This is a genomic window from Streptomyces tremellae, assembly GCF_039540215.1.
Taxonomy (GTDB): domain Bacteria; phylum Actinomycetota; class Actinomycetes; order Streptomycetales; family Streptomycetaceae; genus Streptomyces; species Streptomyces tremellae.
In genome coordinates this window covers 237,327-256,044 of the sequence record NZ_BAABEP010000003.1, presented here as the reverse complement: position 1 = coordinate 256,044, position 18,718 = coordinate 237,327, and the positions used below count along the sequence as shown (strand labels likewise).

Genomic DNA, 18,718 nt, shown 5'->3' with positions numbered 1-18,718 from the left:
ACCCTAGGTTCGCGGAGACTTCTTCGCGAAGAAGTCTCCGCGAACCTAGGGTGCCGACCGCCCGGCCCTCCCACGGGCGCCCCCCGCCCCGCCGACATGACCGCCCGGGGAGACCCCGGCCCCGCCTGAGCGGTCCATGGGGATCCTCTGACCGAGGATCCACCGAGCGGCCGGGTGCGGGGCCGCCGGGCGCCGACGCGTCTCGTGACACCACGCCCTCAGGACCAGGGGAGCGCCGCGCGCTCGCGCCAGTAGCCTTCGGGCGGCTGCGCGAGAGCCGACAGCTCGCCGAGCGCCGCGTCGTCCAGGGTGACGTCCGCGGCACGCACATTGCTGCGCACGCCGGCGGCCGTCACCGCGCCGGAGAGCACCACGTCGGCCCACGGCCTGCGCAGGACGGCCGCCAGCGCCACCACGTCCGGCGCGGCCCCTGACTCCCGTGCCACGGCGGCGAGTTGGTCGGGCAGCAGGTCCCGGGCCGCGAGCCTGCCGTTCGCCAGCGCCTCCTTCACGATGACCGTGCGGCCCGCCGCGTGCGCCTCCGCGAGGGCCGGACCCGCCGAGGTCTCCAGCAGGTTGTACGTCGCCTGCACCGTCGAGAAGACCGGGACGCCGTCCACGTCGAGTTCGAGCGCCGCGCGGATCGCGTCCGCCTGGCAGGGGCCGCTCGCTGACAGCCCCACCGTGACGCCCTCCGCGGCGAGCGCGGCGAGCCGCCCCTGGAGCGACCGGTCGGTGAGCACCGGGCTCCCGGGGGTCACGGAGTGCACCTGGTAGAGGTCGAGCCGGTCGCCCAGCAGCGCGCGCGACTCGGCGAGTTGGCGCTCGAAGGCCGCCGCGCTGTGGTCCTTCACCTCGTGCACGTCCGCGTCGAGACGCCACTGTCCGACGTACGTGTAGCCCCACTTGCTGCCGACCGTGACGTCCGAGGCCGCGGGCCGGTGCGCGAGCCAGTCGGCGAGGAACTCCTCGGCCCTGCCGTACGACCTCGCCGCGTCGAGATAGCGCACACCGTTCTCGTACGCCGCGTCCAGAACCTCGAAGGCCCGCGCGCGCAGAGCCTCCACGGTCCGTGCGGCGGGCAGCTCCTCGGCCCTGCCCGACGTGATGTACGCGGGCCTGCCGACGGCCGCGAGCCCGAGACCCGTCCTGGTCGTGCCCGCGGCGGCCGCGCGATCGAACGACATCCGCCTCACCTCCCGGCCCATTGTGCGCCACCCGGTCCGCCACCGGCCCGGTGCACGCAGTGCCAAGGGCGTTGGGCACCCGGTGCGAACGACAGGAGGCCCGCCGCACGGCAGGCTGTGAGCAGCACCGCGGGCCCGGACCGGGGCCAGGCCGCTCGCTGTGGGGCGGCGGAGCGCAGGTGCACCTGGCGGGCGGGGGGCGCCGGGTGCTCCCGGGGGCGCGCCGCCGTCACGTCCCGGTGCCGAGCCCGCGGTGCTCGGACGGCGGCATGCCGTAGGCCGCGCGGAAGGCCCGCGTGAAGTCGGCGGCGCGCGGGAACCCCCAGCGCGCGGCGATCACATGCACGGGCGTGCCGGCGTGCGCCGGGTCCGCCAGGTCGCGGTGCGCGCCCGTGAGCCTGGCGCCGCGGACGTACGCCGCGACAGTCTCGCCCTCGGCCCTGAACAGGCGGTGCAGGTAGCCGCGCGAGATGTGGAGGTGCTCGGCCACCCGGCCAGGCGTCAGGTCGGGGTCGTGCAGGTTCTGCCGGATGAACGCCTTGGCGCGCAGCGTCAGGACGCGGGTACGGGTCTCGGCGGGCTGGGCCCGCTCGTCCTCGACGGCGTGCGCGAGCACCGCCGCGACCAGGTCGGCGAGGACCGTCGCGAGCCGCGGTCCGTCGGAGGGCCGGTAGCCGCCGGTGCCGGCGGCGAGCTGCGTCAGGAAGTGCGCGAGCAGCGCGCCGGGACCCGAGCGGTCGCAGAGGTGGCGGCCCACCGCGCGGTCCACGGTGGCCGCGGGCAGCGGCAGCAGCGACTTGGGGATCTCCACGCCCACGGAGGAGATCCAGCCCCGGTGGGTCCAGATCTCGTAGGGCCGCGAGGAGTCGTTGAGGTGGAAGTCGCCCGCCCGGTACACGTTCTGCTCGCGGCCCCAGGACACCCCGGCCCGGCCGTCCCGCAGCAGCGAGAGGTGGTAGACCTCGGGGTCCGCCTGGCGGATCAGCTTCGGCGTCCGCAGGAACACCAACTGCTCGAACCGCGCGGGCCACACCGCCACCGCGCCCAGGTCGATCAGCCTCTGGTGGGCGCGGAAGTCGGCGGCCCGCTCGCTCTCAAGACGCATCGGCGCGTGGGTGCTGCTCATCAGTTCGCGCCAGGCGTCGAAGCGGTCCTGCTCCGGCAGGTCCTCGCTGCGGAACTCGGTCTCGCGCAGGATGCCCCTCACCCGTCCCTCCCGCGTGCCCCCGGGACCCCGGGGGCCGCCCCGTTCACATGATCGGCGAAACCGATTTTCGCACAGGAGAACGAGTGTGGGTGCCTGTGCGTACCGGAGGGGGAACGCACGGCGACGGGCGGAGCGGGTGCAGCCCGCCGCCTGCGGGGCTGCGCCGGTCCTGTGGTGCGGCCGGCCCCGGCGCCGTCAGGCCCGCCGGGCGGCGTTCGGGCCGGAGCCGCACGGGCCGGCCCGGCGCGGCCCACCGCGTGGCCGGCCGGCTCAGACGCCGGTCCGGTGGGCCGGCCGGCTCAGACGGCGGTCCGGCGGCGCGGGAGCTTCCAGTTCGGGCGCGGGAAGTGACACGTGTACCCGTCGGGGTAGCGCTCCAGGTAGTCCTGGTGCTCGGGCTCGGCCTCCCAGAAGTCGCCCGCGGGCGCCACCTCGGTGACGACCTTCCCCGGCCAGAGGCCGGACGCGTCCACATCCGCGATGGTGTCCTCGGCGATCCGCTTCTGCTCGTCGCCGGTGTAGAAGATCGCGGAGCGGTAGCTCAGCCCGATGTCGTTGCCCTGGCGGTTGAGCGTGCTCGGGTCGTGGATCTGGAAGAAGAACTCCAGCAGGTCCCGGTAGGTGGTCTGCGTCGGGTCGAAGAGGATCTCGATCGCCTCCGCGTGCGTACCGTGGTTGCGGTACGTGGCGTGGGGGGTGTCGCCGCCTGAGTAGCCGACGCGCGTCGAGACCACCCCGGGCAGGCGCCTGATCAGGTCCTGCATGCCCCAGAAGCAGCCTCCGGCGAGGACTGCGCGCTCGGTCGGTCGCGTCATCTTGCTCGTCTCCCCTTGGTCGGTACCCGGTCGTTCCCGGCCCTCCCGTCAACCGTACCGACCTGCGGATTATGCCCGCGAGGCCCGCCCGGGGCGGGGTGCGCGCCCAGGTGTGACGGGCACTCGGGGACACGGCCTAGCGGTGCTCGCCGAGCAGCCAGGGGCGGATCTGCTTGCGGGCGTGGTGCAGGCGGGACTTCACGGTACCCACGGGGATGCCCGTACGCTCCGCGATCTCCGCGTAATCCATCGCGCAGATGTCCCGGTAGACGAGCGGCGCCACCAGGTGCGGACTGTCCTTCTCCAGCCGTTCGAGGGCGTCGAGGAGGTCGAGCCGGGAGCCGGCGATCACGCTCGTGGTGCGCGGGTCGGGGCCCGCCGCCTCGGTGTCGGGGAGCGGGTGCTCCGTCGCCCGGCGCTTCAGCTCCCGGTACTTCTGGCGCGCGCAGTTCGTAACGATCGTATAGAGCCAGGTGCTGAACTTGCTGCGCGCCTCGAAGCGCCGGATGTTCCTGGACACCTGGAGCAGCACGTCCTGCGCCGCCTCCTCCGCGTCCTCCCTGAAGGGCAGGAACCGGCCGCAGCGCCGTACGATCTCGGGTCTGATCTCCCGCAGCAGCCGGTCGAGTGCCTCGTCGTCGCCGGCGGCCGCGCGGGCCGCCAGGGCCTCGGTGTCGTCGGGTCCGGTCACGGGGTCTGCACGGGTCGCTCGGTCACCCGGGCATGATAACCACATGTCCCGACCAGAGCTGATCGGCCGCTACCGCATCGAACGACGCCTCGGCACAGGTGCTTTCGGTGTGGTGTGGCTGGCCCACGACGACCGCCTCGACGCCCCCGTAGCCGTCAAGGTGATGGCCGACAACTGGGCCTACCGGATGGATGTGCGCGAGCGCTTCCTCGCGGAGGCCCGCCTGCTGCGCAAGGGGATGTCCTCCGGGGTGGTCCAGGTCTTCGACGTCGGGGAGCTGCCGGACGAACGGCCCTACTTCGTCATGGAGTACGCGGACCGCGGCACGCTGGAGGACCGGCTCACGGCGGGCGCGCCCACCCTCGCCGAGTCACTCTCCCTGGCCGCGCGGGCCGCCCGCGGCGCGGCCGACCTGCACGAGGCGGGCATCGTGCACCGCGACATCAAGCCGTCGAACGTCCTGCTCGCGAGCGGCGGCGAGGGCCAGGAGCGGGTCCTGCTCGCCGATCTCGGTCTCGCGAAGAACCTCGCCCAGGCTTCGGGCCTCACCGTCGTCGCGGGCTCCGCCGGATACATGGCGCCCGAGCAGGCCGAGCCGTTCGACGGCATCGACGCCCGCGCCGACGTGTACAGCCTGGGCGCCGTCCTGTACCACCTGGTCACAGGCTCGGTGCCGGGGCCGCCCGGCAAGGTGCTGCCGCCCGTCAAGGTGCGGCCCGACGTGCCGAAGGACGTGCAGCGGGCCGTGCTGCGGGCCATGGAGCCCGACCGTGAGCGGCGCTGGCCCACGGCAGCTGCGTTCGCGGACGAGCTCGACCGGCTGGCCGGCGGGCCCGGGTCGCCGGGCGCGCGGCCGCGGCGCCGGAGCCGTACCCGCACGGTGCTCGCCGGGGTCGCCGCCCTGGTCGTGGTGGCGGGCGGCGGCTCCGCCGCCGCGGCCGCGCTGCTGCGCCACGACGGTGCGCCCGGAACCGAGCGGGTCGCGGACGCCACCGGGCGCGTGAGCGTCGCCGTGCCGCGCTCCTGGGGCCGCCAGCTCGTCGACTCGGGCTGGTCCCCGAAGGGCCTCGGGCTCAGCGGCGGCCACCAGCCGGGGCTCACCGTGGCGCAGGACGTCGGCGACTGGCCGGACCTGGGCACCGACGTCAGCGGGGTCTTCGTCGGCGCGTACGGCGGGACGGCGAAGGACCTCACGGCGAAGGTCGGGGCGGTGGACCACACGGCGTGCACGTACGGCGGAAGCCGTACGTTCTCCGACGCGTCGTGGCGCGGTACGGTCCGCACCTGGACGTCCTGCGGCACGTCGGGCAGGGCGCTCGACGAGGTCGCGCTCGCACCGGCCGACGGCCGCCCGCCGGAGGTGTACGTGCAGGTCAGGCGGGGGAGCGGCGACGACTCCGACGCGACGACCGACCGCATTCTGCGCAGCCTGCACGTGTCGGCCTGAGAGGGGTACCCGGAGCACTGCCCGCCGCGCCGCGCGGCGGGCACGGCCGGGGAGCCGGAACGCGCGTGAACTTTTCCGGCCCCGCCGTCATCGGATCGGGTGCACGCGCAGGACGGGCCGTGCACGGGTGCGCGGCCCGCGGGGAGCGCGGGCGGACGGGATGGCAGGCATGGTCAGGAACCTTGAGCAGGGGGAGCGGCGGCACACGGCGGTACGCGATGCGCACCGGGCACGCCCCCGCGCGCGGTTCGCGGCGGGCGCGGTGGCCCTGGTGGCCGCGTCGGGGGTGGCCCTCGCGGGCTGCGGCGCCGGGGCGCAGGGGACGCCGCGCGGGAGCGTCGGACCCGCCGCGGACAGGGGGAGCGCCGCGCCCTCCACGGGTGGGAGCGCCGACAAGGCCTCCGGGGCGCCGGAGACGCCGGCCGCGTCCGTGTCGGACACCGCGTCCGCGTCGGACGGCGCGGGCTCCGGTACGCCGGCGGCCGGGGCGTCCTCGCGGACGCCGTCCGCGCCGGTCGGTGCCCGCGCCGCGGACGGCGGCAGAACCACGGCGGCGCCCGCGGGCGCCTCCCGCTGCCACACCTCGGAGCTGAGGGCGTCCGTGGGGCCCGACGACCCGGGCGCGGGCCAGGAGAACTACGCCCTGGTGCTCACCAACACCTCGGGCCGCACCTGCACGGTCCACGGCTTCCCCGGCTTCGCCTTCGTCGACTCCTCGGGCCGCCAGGTGACGCAGGACCCGCAGCGCGTGGGCGGCCGGAAGCAGACGGTGCGCCTGGCCCCCGGGCACAGCGCCTGGGCCGCGCTCGGCTTCCCCAACCCGGGCGTGGTGGGCGGCAGGACAGCGACCCCTGCCGAGGTCAGGATCACCCCGCCGGACGAGACGGCGTACCTCACGGTGCCCTGGAAGGACGGCCCGGTCAGCGAGCACCCGCCGGCCGCGGGGGCTCCGCACGTCGGCCCGCTCCAGCCCGGCACGGGCCCGGGCTCCCCCTCCGGCACGAGCCGCTGACCCGTCCACCCGCACGGGCCCCGGCCCGTCCGTGCGAAAACGGGCCGGGGCCCGTGCGGGGACGGGCGCGCGGACCATGACGCGTCCCGTCCCGCCGGGAGGCTGACGCGGCGCGGCCGGTCAGGGGCGGGCGGCCGGCACCTGCTGGCGGGTCAGCCCGGGGTCCGTGACCGCGACGGGGCCGACGATCGCCTCGATCTTCGCCATCAGGTCGGCGTCGAGCCGTACGCCCGCCGCCTTCACGTTCTCCGTGACCTGCTCGGGGCGGGAGGCGCCGACGATGGCCGAGGCCACGTTCGGGTTCTGCAGCACCCAGGCGACGGCGAGCTGGGCGAGCGACAGGCCCGCCTCGTCCGCCAGCGGCTTCAGCTGCTGCACGCGTTCGAGCACCTCGTCGCGGAGGAAGCGCTTGATGGTGTTGGCGCCGCCCTTCTCGTCCGTCGCCCGCGATCCGGCGGGCGGCTGCTTGCCCGGCTCGTACTTGCCGGTCAGGACGCCCTGCGCGATGGGTGACCAGACGATCTGGCCGAGCCCGAGCTCCTCGCACGCCGGCACGACCTCGCCCTCGATGACCCGCCACAGCATCGAGTACTGGGGCTGGCTCGACACCAGCGGGATCCGCAGCTCGGTGGCGAGCGCGTGCGCGCGGCGGATCTGGTCGGCGGTCCACTCGGAGACGCCGATGTAGTGGGCCTTGCCGGAGTGCACCACGTCGGCGAAGGCCGACATGGTCTCCTCCAGCGGGGTGAACAGGTCGAACCTGTGGGCCTGGTAGAGGTCCACGTAGTCGGTCTGGAGGCGGCGCAGGGAGTTGTCGATCGACTCCCTGATGTGCTTGCGCGACAGGCCCCGGTCGTTCTGGCCCTCGCCGGTCGGCCAGTAGACCTTGGTGAAGATCTCCAGGCCCTCGCGGCGCTCGCCCTTCAGCGCGCGGCCGAGCACCGCCTCGGCGCGGGTGCCCGCGTAGGTGTCGGCCGTGTCGAAGGTGGTGATGCCCGAGTCGAGGGCGGTCCGCACGCAGGCGGTCGCCGCGTCCTCCTCCACCTGGGAGCCGTGGGTGAGCCAGTTGCCGTAGGAGATCTCGCTGATGCGCAGGCCGCTGCGCCCGAGGTGACGGTATTCCATGTTGATCACCTTAAGTCGGTTGTCACCGCGGCAGAAGGGGCGTGGTGCCTGAGGCTCCCGACTTGCCCTGTTACGAGTGTGTTCCGTGCCGGTTACGCAGGGTGGCCGTCGCGCCAGACCGGGCGGTATCCCGCCTGGCCAGGGCGCTTGCGGAGCGCCGGACTGCGGGCATTCTCCGCGGTGGCGCACCCCCTTCCCATTCCGCAAGACTGCTTGTAAGGTTCCGGCAACTGAAATCGAGATTGCAGGGGTGGCGGTCAGGTCAGGGCCACCGCCCCGGCGACCACCGAGCCCCCGGAGGAACCGTGCTGGCAGAACGCATCGCGTCGTGCTCCTCGGGGCTGTCGCGCACCGACCGGCTGATCGCGGACCACCTCCTCGAACACATCGAGGACGTGCCCTTCCTGCGCGCCGCCGAGATCGCCGACCGGCTCGGGGTGAGCGCGGCGAGCGTGACCCGCTTCGCCCAGCGCCTCGGGTTCGACGGATACCCGCACCTCCAGGACGGCGTACGGGGAGACCTGCGCGCCGTGCTCGCCCCGCCCGTCGCGCCCACCGGCGGCGAAGGGAGATACGCGCGCGTCTGGGAACGCGAGGCGCGCAACCTCGAACAGCTCAGGGAACTGCCCGACGACGTGCTCGACGCCGCGTCCCGGATGATCGCCCGCGCGGGCACCGTCTGGGTGCTCGGCGGCCGGGCGTCCGAGTCGTCGGCCGCGGCGCTCGCCTTCTCGCTCGCCCGGGTCCGCGACGGGGTCCGCGGGGTCAACTCCTCGATCCTGCACGACTACCAGCCGCTGCTCGACGTGGGACCCGGCGACCTGCTCATCGCCTTCACGTTCCGCCGCTACACCCGCAGCACGGCGGACATCGGCCGGATGTTCGCCACACGGGGTGTGCCGATCCTGCTGGTCACGGACGACGGCAGCCCCTCGCTCGCCAAGGACGCCGAGCTGGTCCTGCGTATCTCGGGCAAGGCGCCGGGCGGACTGCCGTCGACCACGGCGGCCGTCAGCCTCGGCCTCGCCCTCACCCTCGGCGTCGTCGGCCACCTCGGCTCCGACCGGCTGGAGGCCGGCGAGCGGCTCAGCCGGGAGATGGACATCTTCGAGGGCTGAAGTCCCTGGCCCGCGCGGGGCCCGTACACCACCGTGGACGCAGCGCCCCCGCAGGCCCGTACCGCCACACCGACCGGACACACCACACCGCGTCACACCACCGCACCGCGAACACACCACTACCGCACGACACACCACCGCACCGCGGCCGCGCCCCGGAGAGCCGCGCCGCCGCACCCACGCGCCCCGCACACCGATGCGGCGCCGCACCCGCCGGCGACGCCCCTCCCGTACGACGAGACGGACACGCCCGCGCATTTGGGCGGCGCCGGGCCGGAACGAACCAGGAGACCACGATGGCAGACGAACCCTCCCGCACCCCCGGCGAAGGCCCCGCGACGGCCGGGGAGCCCTGGCAGTGGGACGAGCCCACGTGGCGCGGCCACGTCGAGCGGGTGCGCGCGGGCCGCTCCCTGGTCCCGGCGTCCTGGCCGGGCGGCGCCCGCGTCGCCGTGGCACTCTCCTTCGACTCCGACCACGAGACGCCGTCCCTGCGGGACGGCGAGGTGCGCCCGGGCAAGCTCGCGCAGGGCGAGTACGGATCCCGCGTCGCCGTCCCCAAGATCCTCCGGCTGCTCGACCGGCACCAGGCGCCCACCACCTTCTTCATGCCCGCCGTCTCCGCCCTGCTCCACCCGGGGGAGGCGCGCTCCTACACCGACCGGGGCCACGAGGTGGCCGTCCACGGCTGGATCCACGAGCGCAACATGCAGCTGCCGCCCGCGGCCGAGCGCGAACTCCAGCTGCGCAGCGCCGACACCCTGGAGCGCGTCGCGGGGCAGCGCCCCGTCGGCATCCGCACGCCCTCCTGGGACTTCTCCGACCACACCCTGGCCATCACCCGCGAGATGGGGCTGCTCTACGACTCGTCCCTGATGGCCGACGACGACCCGTACGAACTCCTCGCCGACGGCGAACCCACCGGCATCGTGGAGATCCCCGTCGAGTGGATCAGGGACGACGCGCCCTACTTCAACATGGACCGCTACACCGGGCTGCGCCCCTACACCCCGCCGCGCTCCGTCCTCGGCATCTGGCGCGACGAGTTCGACCAGGCGTACCGCGAGGGCGGCGTCTTCCAGCTGACGATGCACCCCCACTTCATCGGCCACCGCTCCCGCCTGCCCGTCCTCGCGGAACTGCTCGACCACATCGCCGCCCACCCCGGCGTCTGGTTCACCACCCACGCCGACCTCGCCCGCCACGTGGCCGGGCAGGCCGGGCTCCCCGCAGGCACCACACCATCCGCCCCGCGCACCGCCGCCCACGAAGGACCATGACGATGACGCAGCACGCCACGCCCCCCGGCACACCGCCGGCATCCGCGAAACACACCCCCGTTCCGGGCCCCGGGGACCGGGAGGCCGCCGCACGCCGCCGCCGCGCCCTGTGGGCGGGCGCCGTCGGCAACACCGTCGAGTGGGTGGACTGGGCCGTCTACTCGACGTTCTCCTCGGTGTTCGCCGGTACGTTCTTCCCCTCGCACGCGCCCGAGGCCGCCCTGCTCTCGACGCTCGCGGTCTTCGCGGTGGGCTTCCTGATGCGCCCCGTCGGCGGGGCCATACTCGGTGCCTACGGCGACCGGCACGGCCGCAAGAAGGCCATGACCCTCACCATCTCGATGATGGCGGGCGCCGCACTCGTCATCGCGGTGTGCCCCGGCTACTCCACCATCGGCGTCGGCGCCCCCGTCATCCTGGTCCTCGCGCGGCTCGTGCAGGGCTTCTCCGCGGGCGGCGAGTTCGGCACCTCCTCCGCCTTCCTCATCGAGTCCGCCGCCCCCGGCAGGCGGGCCCTCGCGGGCTCCTGGCAGCAGGTGTCGGTCGGCGCGGGCACCCTCATCGCCTCCCTGATGGGCACCATCCTCACCAGCAGCCTCGACGACCACGCCCTCGACACGTGGGGCTGGCGGATCGCCTTCGCCGTGGCGGGCCTGCTGGGTCTCGTCGGGCTCTGGCTGCGCACCCACGTCGAGGAGACCGAGTCCTTCCAGCGCCTGGAGCGCGCCGAGGGCGCCCGCGCCAACCCGCTGCGCGCCATGCTCGTACAGCACCCGCGCGCCGCGCTGCGCGTGGTCGGCGTGACGGTCGCGGGCACCCTGATCTACTACCTGTGGGTCAGCTACATGCCGTCGTACGTCCACGTCACCACCGGCATGCCGCTCAACAAGGCGCTGCTCGCCAACACCCTCTCGCTCGCGGTGTTCATCGTGCTGCTGCCGTTCGGCGGCATGCTCTCCGACCGGATCGGGCGCAAGGCCACGATGACCGCCTTCGCGGGCGGCTTCCTGGTCCTCGCGTGGCCGCTGTTCCACGTGCTCGACAACAACTTCTGGACCCTGCTCGGCGTCGAACTCGTCGGCGTGGTCCTGCTGGTCGGCTACTCCGCCAACTGCGCCGTCATCATGGCCGAGCAGTTCCCGCCCGAGGTGCGCACCACGGGCATCGCCCTGCCGTACGCGCTGGCCGTCGCCGTCTTCGGCGGCACCGCCCCCTACCTCACCACCTGGATGAGTTCGAACGGCCACCGCGACCTGGTGTGGCTCTACCTGGCCGCCGCCGCCCTCGTCGGCGTGATCGTCTACGCCACCATGCCCGAGACGAAGAACAAGGAGATCGCATGAGCCCCCACGCCGAGCCGCCCCCCGGCCGGCACGTCCTCGTCACCGGCGCCGCCGGAGGCATCGGCGCGGCCGTGTGCACCGCCTTCGCCGAGGAGGGCTGCACCGTCACGGCGAGCGACCTGCCCTCCGCCGCGCTCACCGAACTGGTGGCGCGCCTCGGCGCGTACGGCGCCGCCGCCCACGCGCTCCCCGCCGACCTGGCGGACGCGGAGGCGGCGGCCGCGCTCGTCGAGCGCGCGGCGGACCTCGCGGGCCCGCCCGACGTGCTCGTCAACGGCGCCGGCATCTACCCGGCCGTGCCGCTCGCCGAGATGACCGCGGAACTCTGGGACCGCGTGCAGGACGTCAACGTCCGTGCCGCGATGCTCACGAGCGCCGCGCTCGCCCGCCTGCTGACCGACGCCGGCACCCCCGGGGCGATCGTCAACATCACCTCGGGCGCCGCGCTGCGCGCCCGCTTCGGCGCCGCGCACTACAGCGCGTCGAAGGCCGCCCTGGAGATGCTGACGCGCTCCTGCGCCGTCGAGTTCGGGCCCCACGGCATCCGCGTCAACGCCGTGTCGCCCGGGTTCGTGACCGTGGACAGCGCCGTCAACCCCGTCACCGAGGACTACGCGGCCGCCGTCTCCGTCAACCCGCTCGGCCGCCCGGGGGAGCCCGACGACATCGCCCGCGCGGTGCGCTGGGTCGCGGGCCCCGAGGCGTCCTGGATGACGGGTTCCGTCGTACGCCTCGACGGCGGCGCGTCTGCGGGCACCACGGCGCTGCCGCGCCACTGGCCCGGACTCTCCGGTGCCCAGGCGGGCGCCGGCCGCGAGGAGGCGGTGTCATGAGCGGCCCCGACGCCGCGGGGCCCCGCGCCGAGTACACCGTCGTCGGCTGCGGAGCCATCGGCGGCACCCTCGCCTTCCACCTCGCCGAGGCAGGGCACACCGTCCACGTCGTGGACACGGACACCGCCCATGTGGCGGCCCTGCGCGAGCGCGGACTCACCCTCAGGGGCCCGGACGGCGAGCGCACGGTGCCCGTCGCCGCGACCACGCCCGACGCCCTGGACCACACCCCCCGCCGGGTGCTGCTCTGCGTGAAGGCGCAGGCCACCGCCGTCGCGGCCGACTGGCTCGCACCCCGGCTCGCCCCCGACGGCTGGGTCGTCTCCCTCCAGAACGGCCTCAACGAAGGGCTCATCGCCGAACGGGTCGGCGCGCACAGGACCGTGGGCGCGTTCGTCAACCTCTTCGCGGACGTGGTCGCGCCCGGCGTCGTGCAGGACGGCGGGGCAGGCGCCCTCGTCGTCGGGGAGCTCGACGGCTCCCCGAGCGAGCGGGTCGGCGCGCTCGTGGCCGACCTCGCGGCCTGGGGGCCCGCCCGTGCCACCGGCAACGTCTCCGGATACCTCTGGTCCAAGCTGGCCTTCGGCACGATGCTCACCGCCACCGCGCTGGTCGACGCCCCGATGGCCCGCGTCATCGACGTCCACAGGCCCCTGATGTACGCGCTCGCCGCCGAGGTCGAGGCCGTCGCCGCCGCCGAGGGGCACACCCTCGAACCCTTCGACGCCTACGACCCCGCCGCGTACCTGCCCGGCGCGCCCCGCGAGCTGCGCGAGAGCGCCACCGACACCCTGGTGGCGTGGCTGGCGGGCCAGGCCAAGGACCGCAGCGGCATCTGGCGCGACATCGCCGTGCGCCACCGGCCGGTGGAGGTGCACCACCACTACCGGCCCGTACAGGAGGCCGCGGCCCGGCACGGCGTCCCCGTGCCGCTGCTCGGCCGCCTGCTCACCATGCTCGCCGAGGTCGAGTCGGGGGAGCGCCCCATGGCCCCGGACAACCTGACCGACCTGTACGACCCCGCCACCCCCCGGAAGTGACTGTGAACACCGCACCCCGCACCCCCACCCCGACCCCCGCGGACCTCACCGCCTGGGTCGCGTCCCACCGCGACGACATGGTCGCCGAACTGGCCCGCTACGTCGACACGGAGACGCCGAGCGACGACAAGGAGTGCCTCGACGCCGCCCTGCCGGGGCTCGACCAGTGGCTGACCGCGTCGCTCGGCACCCCGGCCGCCCGCCGCCGCTTCGACGGCGGCGTCTACGGCGACACCCTCGTCCTCGACTGGCCAGGCGCCCGCACCGGCCACGGCGACGGCGCGCCGCCCGTCGCGCTGCTGTGCCACTACGACACCGTGTGGACCAAGGGCACCGTCGCGGAGCGGCCTTTCGCCCTCGAAGGCGACACGGCCACCGGGCCAGGCGTCTTCGACATGAAGGCCGGGCTCGTCCAGGCCGTGTGGGCGGTGCGCGCCCTCGACGCGCTCGGCCTGCCGAGGCCGCCGCTGCGGCTCGTGCTCAACGGCGACGAGGAACTCGGCAGCCCCGGCTCCCGCCCCGTCATCGAGGCCGAGGCCGGCGACGCGCCCGCCGCCCTCGTCTTCGAGGCGTCGGCGGGCGGCGCGGTCAAGACCGCCCGCAAGGGTGTCGGCCTCTTCCGGGTCACCGCGACCGGAGTGGAGGCGCACGCCGGACTCGACCCCGCCAACGGGGTCAGCGCCGTCGACGAGATCGCCAGGGCGGTGCTCGCCCTGCACGCCCTGACCGACACCGCGGCGGGCACCACGGTCAACGTGGGCGTGCTCGCGGGCGGCACCCGGCCCAACGTGGCCGCGGGGCGCGCCGTCGCCGACCTGGACATCCGCGTCTCCGACGGCGCGGAGACCGAGCGCGTCGACCGGGCGCTCGCCGCGCTGCGGCCGCACGACCCGCGGGCCTCGCTTGCCCTGACCGGCGGCTGGAACCGGCCCGTCATGGCCCGCACCGAGGGCATAGCCCGGCTGTTCGAACTCGCCAGGGCACACGCCGCGGAACAGGGCGTGGAGCTGCGCGAGTGCGCCGTCGGCGGCGCGAGCGACGGCAACTTCGTCGCCGCGCTCGGCGTGCCCGTACTCGACGGCCTCGGCGCGGTCGGCGCAGGCGCCCACGCGCGGGACGAGCACATCAGCATCGCCGGGATGACCGAGCGCACGGCGGTCGCGGCGCGGGTGCTGTGCGCCCTCGCCGACCCTGCGGTGGCCGCGGGCCTGCGGCCGCCCGCCGCGGCTTCCGGCACCGCCGCCTGAGCCGCGGGTACGGCAGGGCGCCCCGCCCCGCGCGCCCTGCCGTGCCCGCGCCGTACCGCTCGGCCGGGGAAGGCGCCCGCACCCCGGCGCCCGGCCCGCCGGATGCGGGCCGCTCCGCTCTGCGAGACACTGCCCGGATGGAGGCGAAGGAGCGCACGCCCCCGGCGGACGGGACGGATGAGCGCGGGGGCGGGGCGGACGACTACCCGGCGATCAGCGAACACGGCCTCATCGGGGACCTGCGGACCGCGGCGCTGGTCACGACGGGCGGCCGCGTCGACTGGTTCTGCACCCCGCGTTTCGACTCGCCGAGCGTCTTCGGCTCGCTCCTCGACGCGCGCGGGGGCGGCCACTGGGACATCACCACCGTCTGCCCAGGACCCGTCAAGCGGCGGCAGTTCTACTTCCCCGACACCAACATCCTCGTGACCCGGATGCACACCGAGACCGGCATCGTGGAACTCCACGACTTCATGCCGGTCGTACGCCCCCGCGACCCCGGCCATGTACAGCGGCTCACCCGGCGCGTGGTCAACGTCCGCGGCTCGGTCGACCTCGCCGTGCGGGTCGCCCCCCGCTTCGACTACGGCCGCAGAGGGCACCGCACCGAACGGTACGACGACGGCGTCCGCTTCACCTCGGGCGACCTCGCCCTCACCCTGCGCTCCACCGTCCCCCTCGACGTGGAGGGCGACGACGCGGCGGCCCGCTTCACCCTGGAGAAGGGCGCCACGGCGCTGTTCGTCCTCGAACCGGGACCCGCGCCCGAGACCCCCGGGTCCCCCGTGCCCTGCGCCGACCCCGCCGCCGTCGACGGACTCTTCGAGCAGACCGTGCGGTTCTGGCGCGGCTGGCTGCGGCAGTCCGCCTACACCGGCCGGTGGCGCGAGATGGTCCACCGCTCCGCGCTCACCCTCAAACTCCTCACCCACGAGCCCACGGGCGCCATCGTCGCCGCCCCCACGCTCGGCCTGCCGGAGCGCATCGGCGGCACGCGCAACTGGGACTACCGCTACGTGTGGATCAGGGACGCAGCCTTCTCCCTCTACGCGCTGCTGCGCCTCGGCTTCACCGAGGAGGCCGACGCGTTCATCGGCTGGCTGACCCGCATGCTCCGGCGGGCCTGCGAGGGCGCCGAGGGCGGGCCGCTGCGCGTCATGTACTCCATAGACGGCCACGCGGACCTCTCCGAGGAGGAGCTCGGCCACTGGAGGGCTACCGCGGCTCCGCCCCCGTCCGGGTCGGCAACGCCGCCTCCGGGCAGGTCCAGCTCGACATCTACGGCGAACTCATCGACTCCGTCTACCTGTTCAACAAGTACGGCTCCGGCATCTCGCACGAGGCGTGGACCGACCTGTGCACCATCCTCGAATGGCTGCTCGACCACTGGGACCACCCCGACGAGAGCATCTGGGAGACCAGGGCGGGCCGTCGCAACCACACGTACTCCCGGCTGATGACCTGGGTCGCGGTGGAGCGCATGATCCGCGTGGCCAGGCAGCGCGGGCTGCCCTGCGACCTGAACCGCTGGACGTCGGTGCGCGACGCGGTCTACCGGCAGATCATGGAACACGGCTGGCACGAGGGCGCGCGCACCTTCAGCCAGCGCATCGCGGACGGCTCCCCGGTGCCCGAGGCGCCGGTACTCGACGCCTCGCTGCTGCTGATGCCGATGGTCAAGTTCGTCGCGCCCACCGACCCGCGCTTCCTCGGCCTCCTCGACGCCGTGCGGGACCGGCTCGTCGTGGACAGCCTGGTCTTCCGCTACGACCCCGAGCAGGCGCCCGACGGGCTCGACGGCACCGAGGGCACCTTCTCCATCTGCTCGTTCTGGTGGGTGGAGGCGCTGGCCCGCACCGGGCAACTGGAGGAGGCGCGGCTCGCCCTGGAGAAGATGTTCACGTACTCCAGCCATGTCGGCCTGTACGCCGAGCAGATCGGCCTCAACGGCGAGCACCTGGGCAACTTCCCGCAGGCCTTCACCCACCTCGCGCTGATCAGCTCCGCCATCAACCTGGACCGCTGCCTCGACGGCTGAGCGCGGCTCAGCCCCGGCGGGCCCAGCCGTAGCGGTGCTCCGGGCGGCCCGTGTCGCCGTAGCGCAGCGTCAGCGTCACCCGGCCCGCCCGTTCGAGCACCTTCAGATAGCGCTGCGCCGTCGAACGGCTGATGCCCGCGCGCTCCGCCACCTCCTGGGCGGACAGCGGCGCCGACGCCTCGCCCAGCACCCGCCGTACCAGGTCGGCGGTGGGCGCCGAGTGGCCCTTCGGCAGCGGGCCGCCCCCGGGCTCGGGGGGCCGCAGCGCGCCGAAGATCCGGTCCACCTGCTCCTGGCCCGCCTCGCCGCCGTCCGTGCCGACCGCGTCCAGGGTGCGGCTGAGCGCCGCGTAGCCTTCGAGCTTGGCGCGCAGCCCGGCGAAGCTGAACGGCTTCACCAGGTACTGGAGCGCACCGTGGCGCATCGCCGCGCTCACCGTCGCCACGTCCCGCGCCGCCGTGACCATGATCACGTCGGCGTGGTGGCCCTCCTGCCGCATCCGGCGGATCAGCGCGAGACCCGGCGCGTCGGGCAGGTAGTGGTCGAGCAGCACCAGGTCGACGCGGTGCTGCTCCAGCGTCATCAGCGCCTGCGCCGCCGTGTGGGCGCGGGCCGCGACCCGGAAGCCCGGCACCCTGGCCACATAGGCGGCGTTGATCTCCGCCACCCGGAAGTCGTCGTCGACGACGAGCACCTCGATCACGTCCTGCCTCCCGCCGAGGGCACCGCGCCGGGCCGCCGCGTCCCTGCCGCGGCGGCGTCCGGGGCGAGCGCCTCGGGCAGCACCACCGTGAACACGGCGCCGCCGCCCGCCCGCGCCGTGACCCGCGCCATCCCGCCGTACCGCTGGGCGAGCCGCCGCACCAGCGCGAGGCCGAGCCCGCGGCCCCGGTGCGCCGGGGAACTCTTCGTCGTCCAGCCCTCCGCGAAGATCCGCTCCCGCAGCGCGGGCGGCACCCCGGGCCCGTCGTCGCTCACCCGCACCACCGCCGTCGTTGCGCCCTCGGCGCGCAGCTCCACCTCGACCGTGCGTGCCACGTCCAGCGCGTTGTCGATCAGGTTGCCCAGCACCGTCACCAGGTCCCTGGGGTCCACCACCCGCTCCCGCAGCAGCGTCGCGGGCGCGATCCGCAGCACGGCGCCCCGCTCGGCCGCGATCGCCGCCTTGCCCACGAGCAGCGCGGAGAGCAGCGGGTCGCGCACCCGCTCCGCGACCTGCTCGGCGGAGGCACGGTGCGCCTGCGACACGTCGGCCACGAACTGCGCCGCCTCCTCGTAGAGCCCGAGCTCCAGCAGCCCCAGCAGCGTGTGCAGCCGGTTGGCGTGCTCGTGGTCCTGCGCCCGCAGCGCGTCGAGCAGCCCGTGCGTACTGTCCAGCTCCCGTCCCAGCAGCTCAAGTTCCGTACGGTCCCGGAGTGTGACGACCGCGCCGCCGTCCCGTACCGGCATCCGGTTCGCGACCAGCACCCGGTCGCCCGAGACAATCAGCAGGTCCGCGCCCGCGACCCGGCCCGCCAGCACATCCGCCCCGCGGCCCGGCGGCAGCACCTCGTCGAGGCGCCGGCCCGCCGTGTCCTGCCCGAGCCCGAGCAGGCGCTGCGCCTCGTCGTTGACGAGCCGGATCCTGCCGCGCCCGTCGAGCGCCACCACGCCCTCCCTGATGCCGTGCAGCATGGCCTCCCGCTCGTCGAGCAGCGCCGAGATGTCCGCGAACGCCAGCCCGTGCGTGCGGCGCTGGAGCCGGCGCGAGACGGCGTACGCGGCCAGCGCCCCTGCGGCGAGCGCCGCGCCCGCGTACAGCAGGAGCCCGCGCACCGCCCGCATCAGCTCGTCCCGCACACTGCCGTACGCGATTCCCACGGAGACCGCCCCGACGACCCGGCCGCGGCCGTCCCGCAGCGGGACCTTGCCCCGCGCTGAGAGGCCGAGCGTGCCCCGCTCGATGTCCATCACGTCCCGCCCGGCGAGCGCGCCGCTCGGGTCCGTCGACACCCGCTCGCCGATCCTGCCCGTGTCCGTGTGCGACCAGCGCACACCGCGCCGGTCCATCACCACGATGTAGAGGGCGCCCGTGGAGCGCCTGATCCGGTCCGCCTCCGCCTGCACAGGGCCCGACGCGCTCGGCGCCGTGGTGGCGAGCAGGCGCGCGAGCCCGGGCTCCGCCGCGGTGGTCCGCGCGATGGACAGCGCCTGCCGCATCGTGCCCTGGTCGAGCTGCCGGCTCAGCGGCGCCAGGAACAGGCCCGTGACCAGCATCAGCACCCCGGTCGTGGTGGCCAGCTGGACCAGCAGCACCTGGGCGAAGACACGGCGCGGCCAGCGGATGCGCATGCGA

The 18,718-nt window shown here is 74.7% G+C and carries 15 protein-coding genes and 1 pseudogene; 9 read left to right on the top strand and 7 right to left on the bottom strand.

The genetic code is table 11. The features are described from left to right. Positions 1–218 precede the first annotated feature (218 nt). From ABEA77_RS04885 to ABEA77_RS04870, 4 genes are all read right to left on the bottom strand, one after another. Complete coding sequence (locus ABEA77_RS04885) at positions 219–1,187, bottom strand: aldo/keto reductase (protein WP_345641636.1); 969 nt, start codon at positions 1,185–1,187, stop codon at positions 219–221. Positions 1,188–1,416: 229 nt separating this feature from the next. Further along, entirely contained in the window at positions 1,417–2,385 is a 969-nt protein-coding gene (locus ABEA77_RS04880; protein WP_425588195.1) for an AraC-like ligand-binding domain-containing protein, read from the bottom strand. Between the two features lie 308 nt (positions 2,386–2,693). Continuing rightward, positions 2,694–3,209 carry a peptide-methionine (S)-S-oxide reductase MsrA gene (gene msrA / locus ABEA77_RS04875; protein WP_345641630.1) on the bottom strand — a complete coding sequence of 172 codons (516 nt, stop codon included), beginning with the start codon at positions 3,207–3,209 and terminating at the stop codon, positions 2,694–2,696. 136 nt (positions 3,210–3,345) lie between these two features. Beyond that, complete coding sequence (locus tag ABEA77_RS04870; protein WP_345641627.1) at positions 3,346–3,945, bottom strand: RNA polymerase sigma factor; 600 nt, start codon at positions 3,943–3,945, stop codon at positions 3,346–3,348. Between ABEA77_RS04870 and ABEA77_RS04865 the strand changes: the two genes are divergently transcribed. Together ABEA77_RS04865 and ABEA77_RS04860 are read left to right on the top strand one after the other, a co-directional pair. Further along, positions 3,944–5,347, top strand: a complete 1,404-nt coding sequence (locus ABEA77_RS04865) for a serine/threonine-protein kinase (RefSeq protein ID WP_345641624.1) — start codon at positions 3,944–3,946, stop codon at positions 5,345–5,347. The two genes, ABEA77_RS04870 and ABEA77_RS04865, sit on opposite strands and share 2 nt — an antisense overlap. A 169-nt stretch (positions 5,348–5,516) precedes the next feature. Beyond that, complete coding sequence (locus ABEA77_RS04860; RefSeq protein WP_345641621.1) at positions 5,517–6,359, top strand: DUF4232 domain-containing protein; 843 nt, start codon at positions 5,517–5,519, stop codon at positions 6,357–6,359. A gap of 120 nt (positions 6,360–6,479) precedes the next feature. Here ABEA77_RS04860 and ABEA77_RS04855 read toward each other — a convergent pair whose 3' ends face one another. Continuing rightward, positions 6,480–7,484, bottom strand: coding sequence for an aldo/keto reductase family protein (locus tag ABEA77_RS04855; protein ID WP_345641619.1), 1,005 nt, complete (start codon positions 7,482–7,484; stop codon positions 6,480–6,482). Between the two features lie 305 nt (positions 7,485–7,789). Between ABEA77_RS04855 and ABEA77_RS04850 the strand changes: the two genes are divergently transcribed. The 7 genes and pseudogenes from ABEA77_RS04850 to ABEA77_RS04820 all read left to right on the top strand — a co-directional run bounded on the left by ABEA77_RS04850 (position 7,790) and on the right by ABEA77_RS04820 (position 16,383). Then, positions 7,790–8,602 (top strand): MurR/RpiR family transcriptional regulator, encoded by an 813-nt coding sequence (locus tag ABEA77_RS04850; protein ID WP_345641616.1) that lies wholly within the window; start codon positions 7,790–7,792, stop codon positions 8,600–8,602. Positions 8,603–8,898: 296 nt separating this feature from the next. Next, a complete protein-coding gene (locus tag ABEA77_RS04845; protein WP_345641613.1) occupies positions 8,899–9,882 on the top strand; it encodes a polysaccharide deacetylase family protein in 984 nt (327 codons plus the stop codon). Positions 9,883–9,884: 2 nt separating this feature from the next. Beyond that, a complete protein-coding gene (locus ABEA77_RS04840) occupies positions 9,885–11,225 on the top strand; it encodes an MFS transporter (protein ID WP_345641610.1) in 1,341 nt (446 codons plus the stop codon). Next, the gene (locus tag ABEA77_RS04835) at positions 11,222–12,058 is read left to right on the top strand and encodes an SDR family NAD(P)-dependent oxidoreductase (RefSeq protein ID WP_345641608.1); all 837 of its coding nucleotides are present in this window, start codon (positions 11,222–11,224) and stop codon (positions 12,056–12,058) included. Before ABEA77_RS04840 ends, ABEA77_RS04835 begins: the two co-directional genes overlap by 4 nt. Continuing rightward, positions 12,055–13,098 carry a ketopantoate reductase family protein gene (locus ABEA77_RS04830; RefSeq protein WP_345641606.1) on the top strand — a complete coding sequence of 348 codons (1,044 nt, stop codon included), beginning with the start codon at positions 12,055–12,057 and terminating at the stop codon, positions 13,096–13,098. Before ABEA77_RS04835 ends, ABEA77_RS04830 begins: the two co-directional genes overlap by 4 nt. Positions 13,099–13,100: 2 nt before the next feature. After that, positions 13,101–14,345, top strand: coding sequence for a M20 family metallopeptidase (locus tag ABEA77_RS04825; RefSeq protein WP_345641604.1), 1,245 nt, complete (start codon positions 13,101–13,103; stop codon positions 14,343–14,345). A gap of 137 nt (positions 14,346–14,482) precedes the next feature. After that, positions 14,483–16,383 (top strand): annotated as a pseudogene (locus ABEA77_RS04820) (glycoside hydrolase family 15 protein). A 7-nt stretch (positions 16,384–16,390) separates the two neighbouring features. Here ABEA77_RS04820 and ABEA77_RS04815 read toward each other — a convergent pair. Together ABEA77_RS04815 and ABEA77_RS04810 are read right to left on the bottom strand one after the other, a co-directional pair. After that, positions 16,391–17,086 carry a response regulator gene (locus tag ABEA77_RS04815; RefSeq protein ID WP_345641601.1) on the bottom strand — a complete coding sequence of 232 codons (696 nt, stop codon included), beginning with the start codon at positions 17,084–17,086 and terminating at the stop codon, positions 16,391–16,393. Then, entirely contained in the window at positions 17,083–18,714 is a 1,632-nt protein-coding gene (locus tag ABEA77_RS04810; protein WP_345641599.1) for a sensor histidine kinase, read from the bottom strand. The genes ABEA77_RS04815 and ABEA77_RS04810 overlap by 4 nt, the downstream gene beginning before the upstream one ends. Positions 18,715–18,718 lie beyond the last annotated feature (4 nt).

Bases quoted from the DNA above. Each gene is read 5' to 3' on its own strand.
- ABEA77_RS04845 (WP_345641613.1), top strand. From the start codon at position 8,899: ATGGCAGACGAACCCTCCCGCACCCCCGGCGAAGGCCCCGCGACGGCC.
- ABEA77_RS04830 (WP_345641606.1), top strand. From the start codon at position 12,055: ATGAGCGGCCCCGACGCCGCGGGGCCCCGCGCCGAGTACACCGTCGTC.
- ABEA77_RS04865 (WP_345641624.1), top strand. From the start codon at position 3,944: ATGTCCCGACCAGAGCTGATCGGCCGCTACCGCATCGAACGACGCCTC.
- msrA (WP_345641630.1), bottom strand. From the start codon at position 3,209: ATGACGCGACCGACCGAGCGCGCAGTCCTCGCCGGAGGCTGCTTCTGG.
- ABEA77_RS04835 (WP_345641608.1), top strand. From the start codon at position 11,222: ATGAGCCCCCACGCCGAGCCGCCCCCCGGCCGGCACGTCCTCGTCACC.
- ABEA77_RS04870 (WP_345641627.1), bottom strand. From the start codon at position 3,945: ATGTGGTTATCATGCCCGGGTGACCGAGCGACCCGTGCAGACCCCGTG.
- ABEA77_RS04885 (WP_345641636.1), bottom strand. From the start codon at position 1,187: ATGTCGTTCGATCGCGCGGCCGCCGCGGGCACGACCAGGACGGGTCTC.
- ABEA77_RS04855 (WP_345641619.1), bottom strand. From the start codon at position 7,484: ATGGAATACCGTCACCTCGGGCGCAGCGGCCTGCGCATCAGCGAGATC.
- ABEA77_RS04840 (WP_345641610.1), top strand. From the start codon at position 9,885: ATGACGCAGCACGCCACGCCCCCCGGCACACCGCCGGCATCCGCGAAA.
- ABEA77_RS04810 (WP_345641599.1), bottom strand. From the start codon at position 18,714: ATGCGCATCCGCTGGCCGCGCCGTGTCTTCGCCCAGGTGCTGCTGGTC.
- ABEA77_RS04860 (WP_345641621.1), top strand. From the start codon at position 5,517: ATGGTCAGGAACCTTGAGCAGGGGGAGCGGCGGCACACGGCGGTACGC.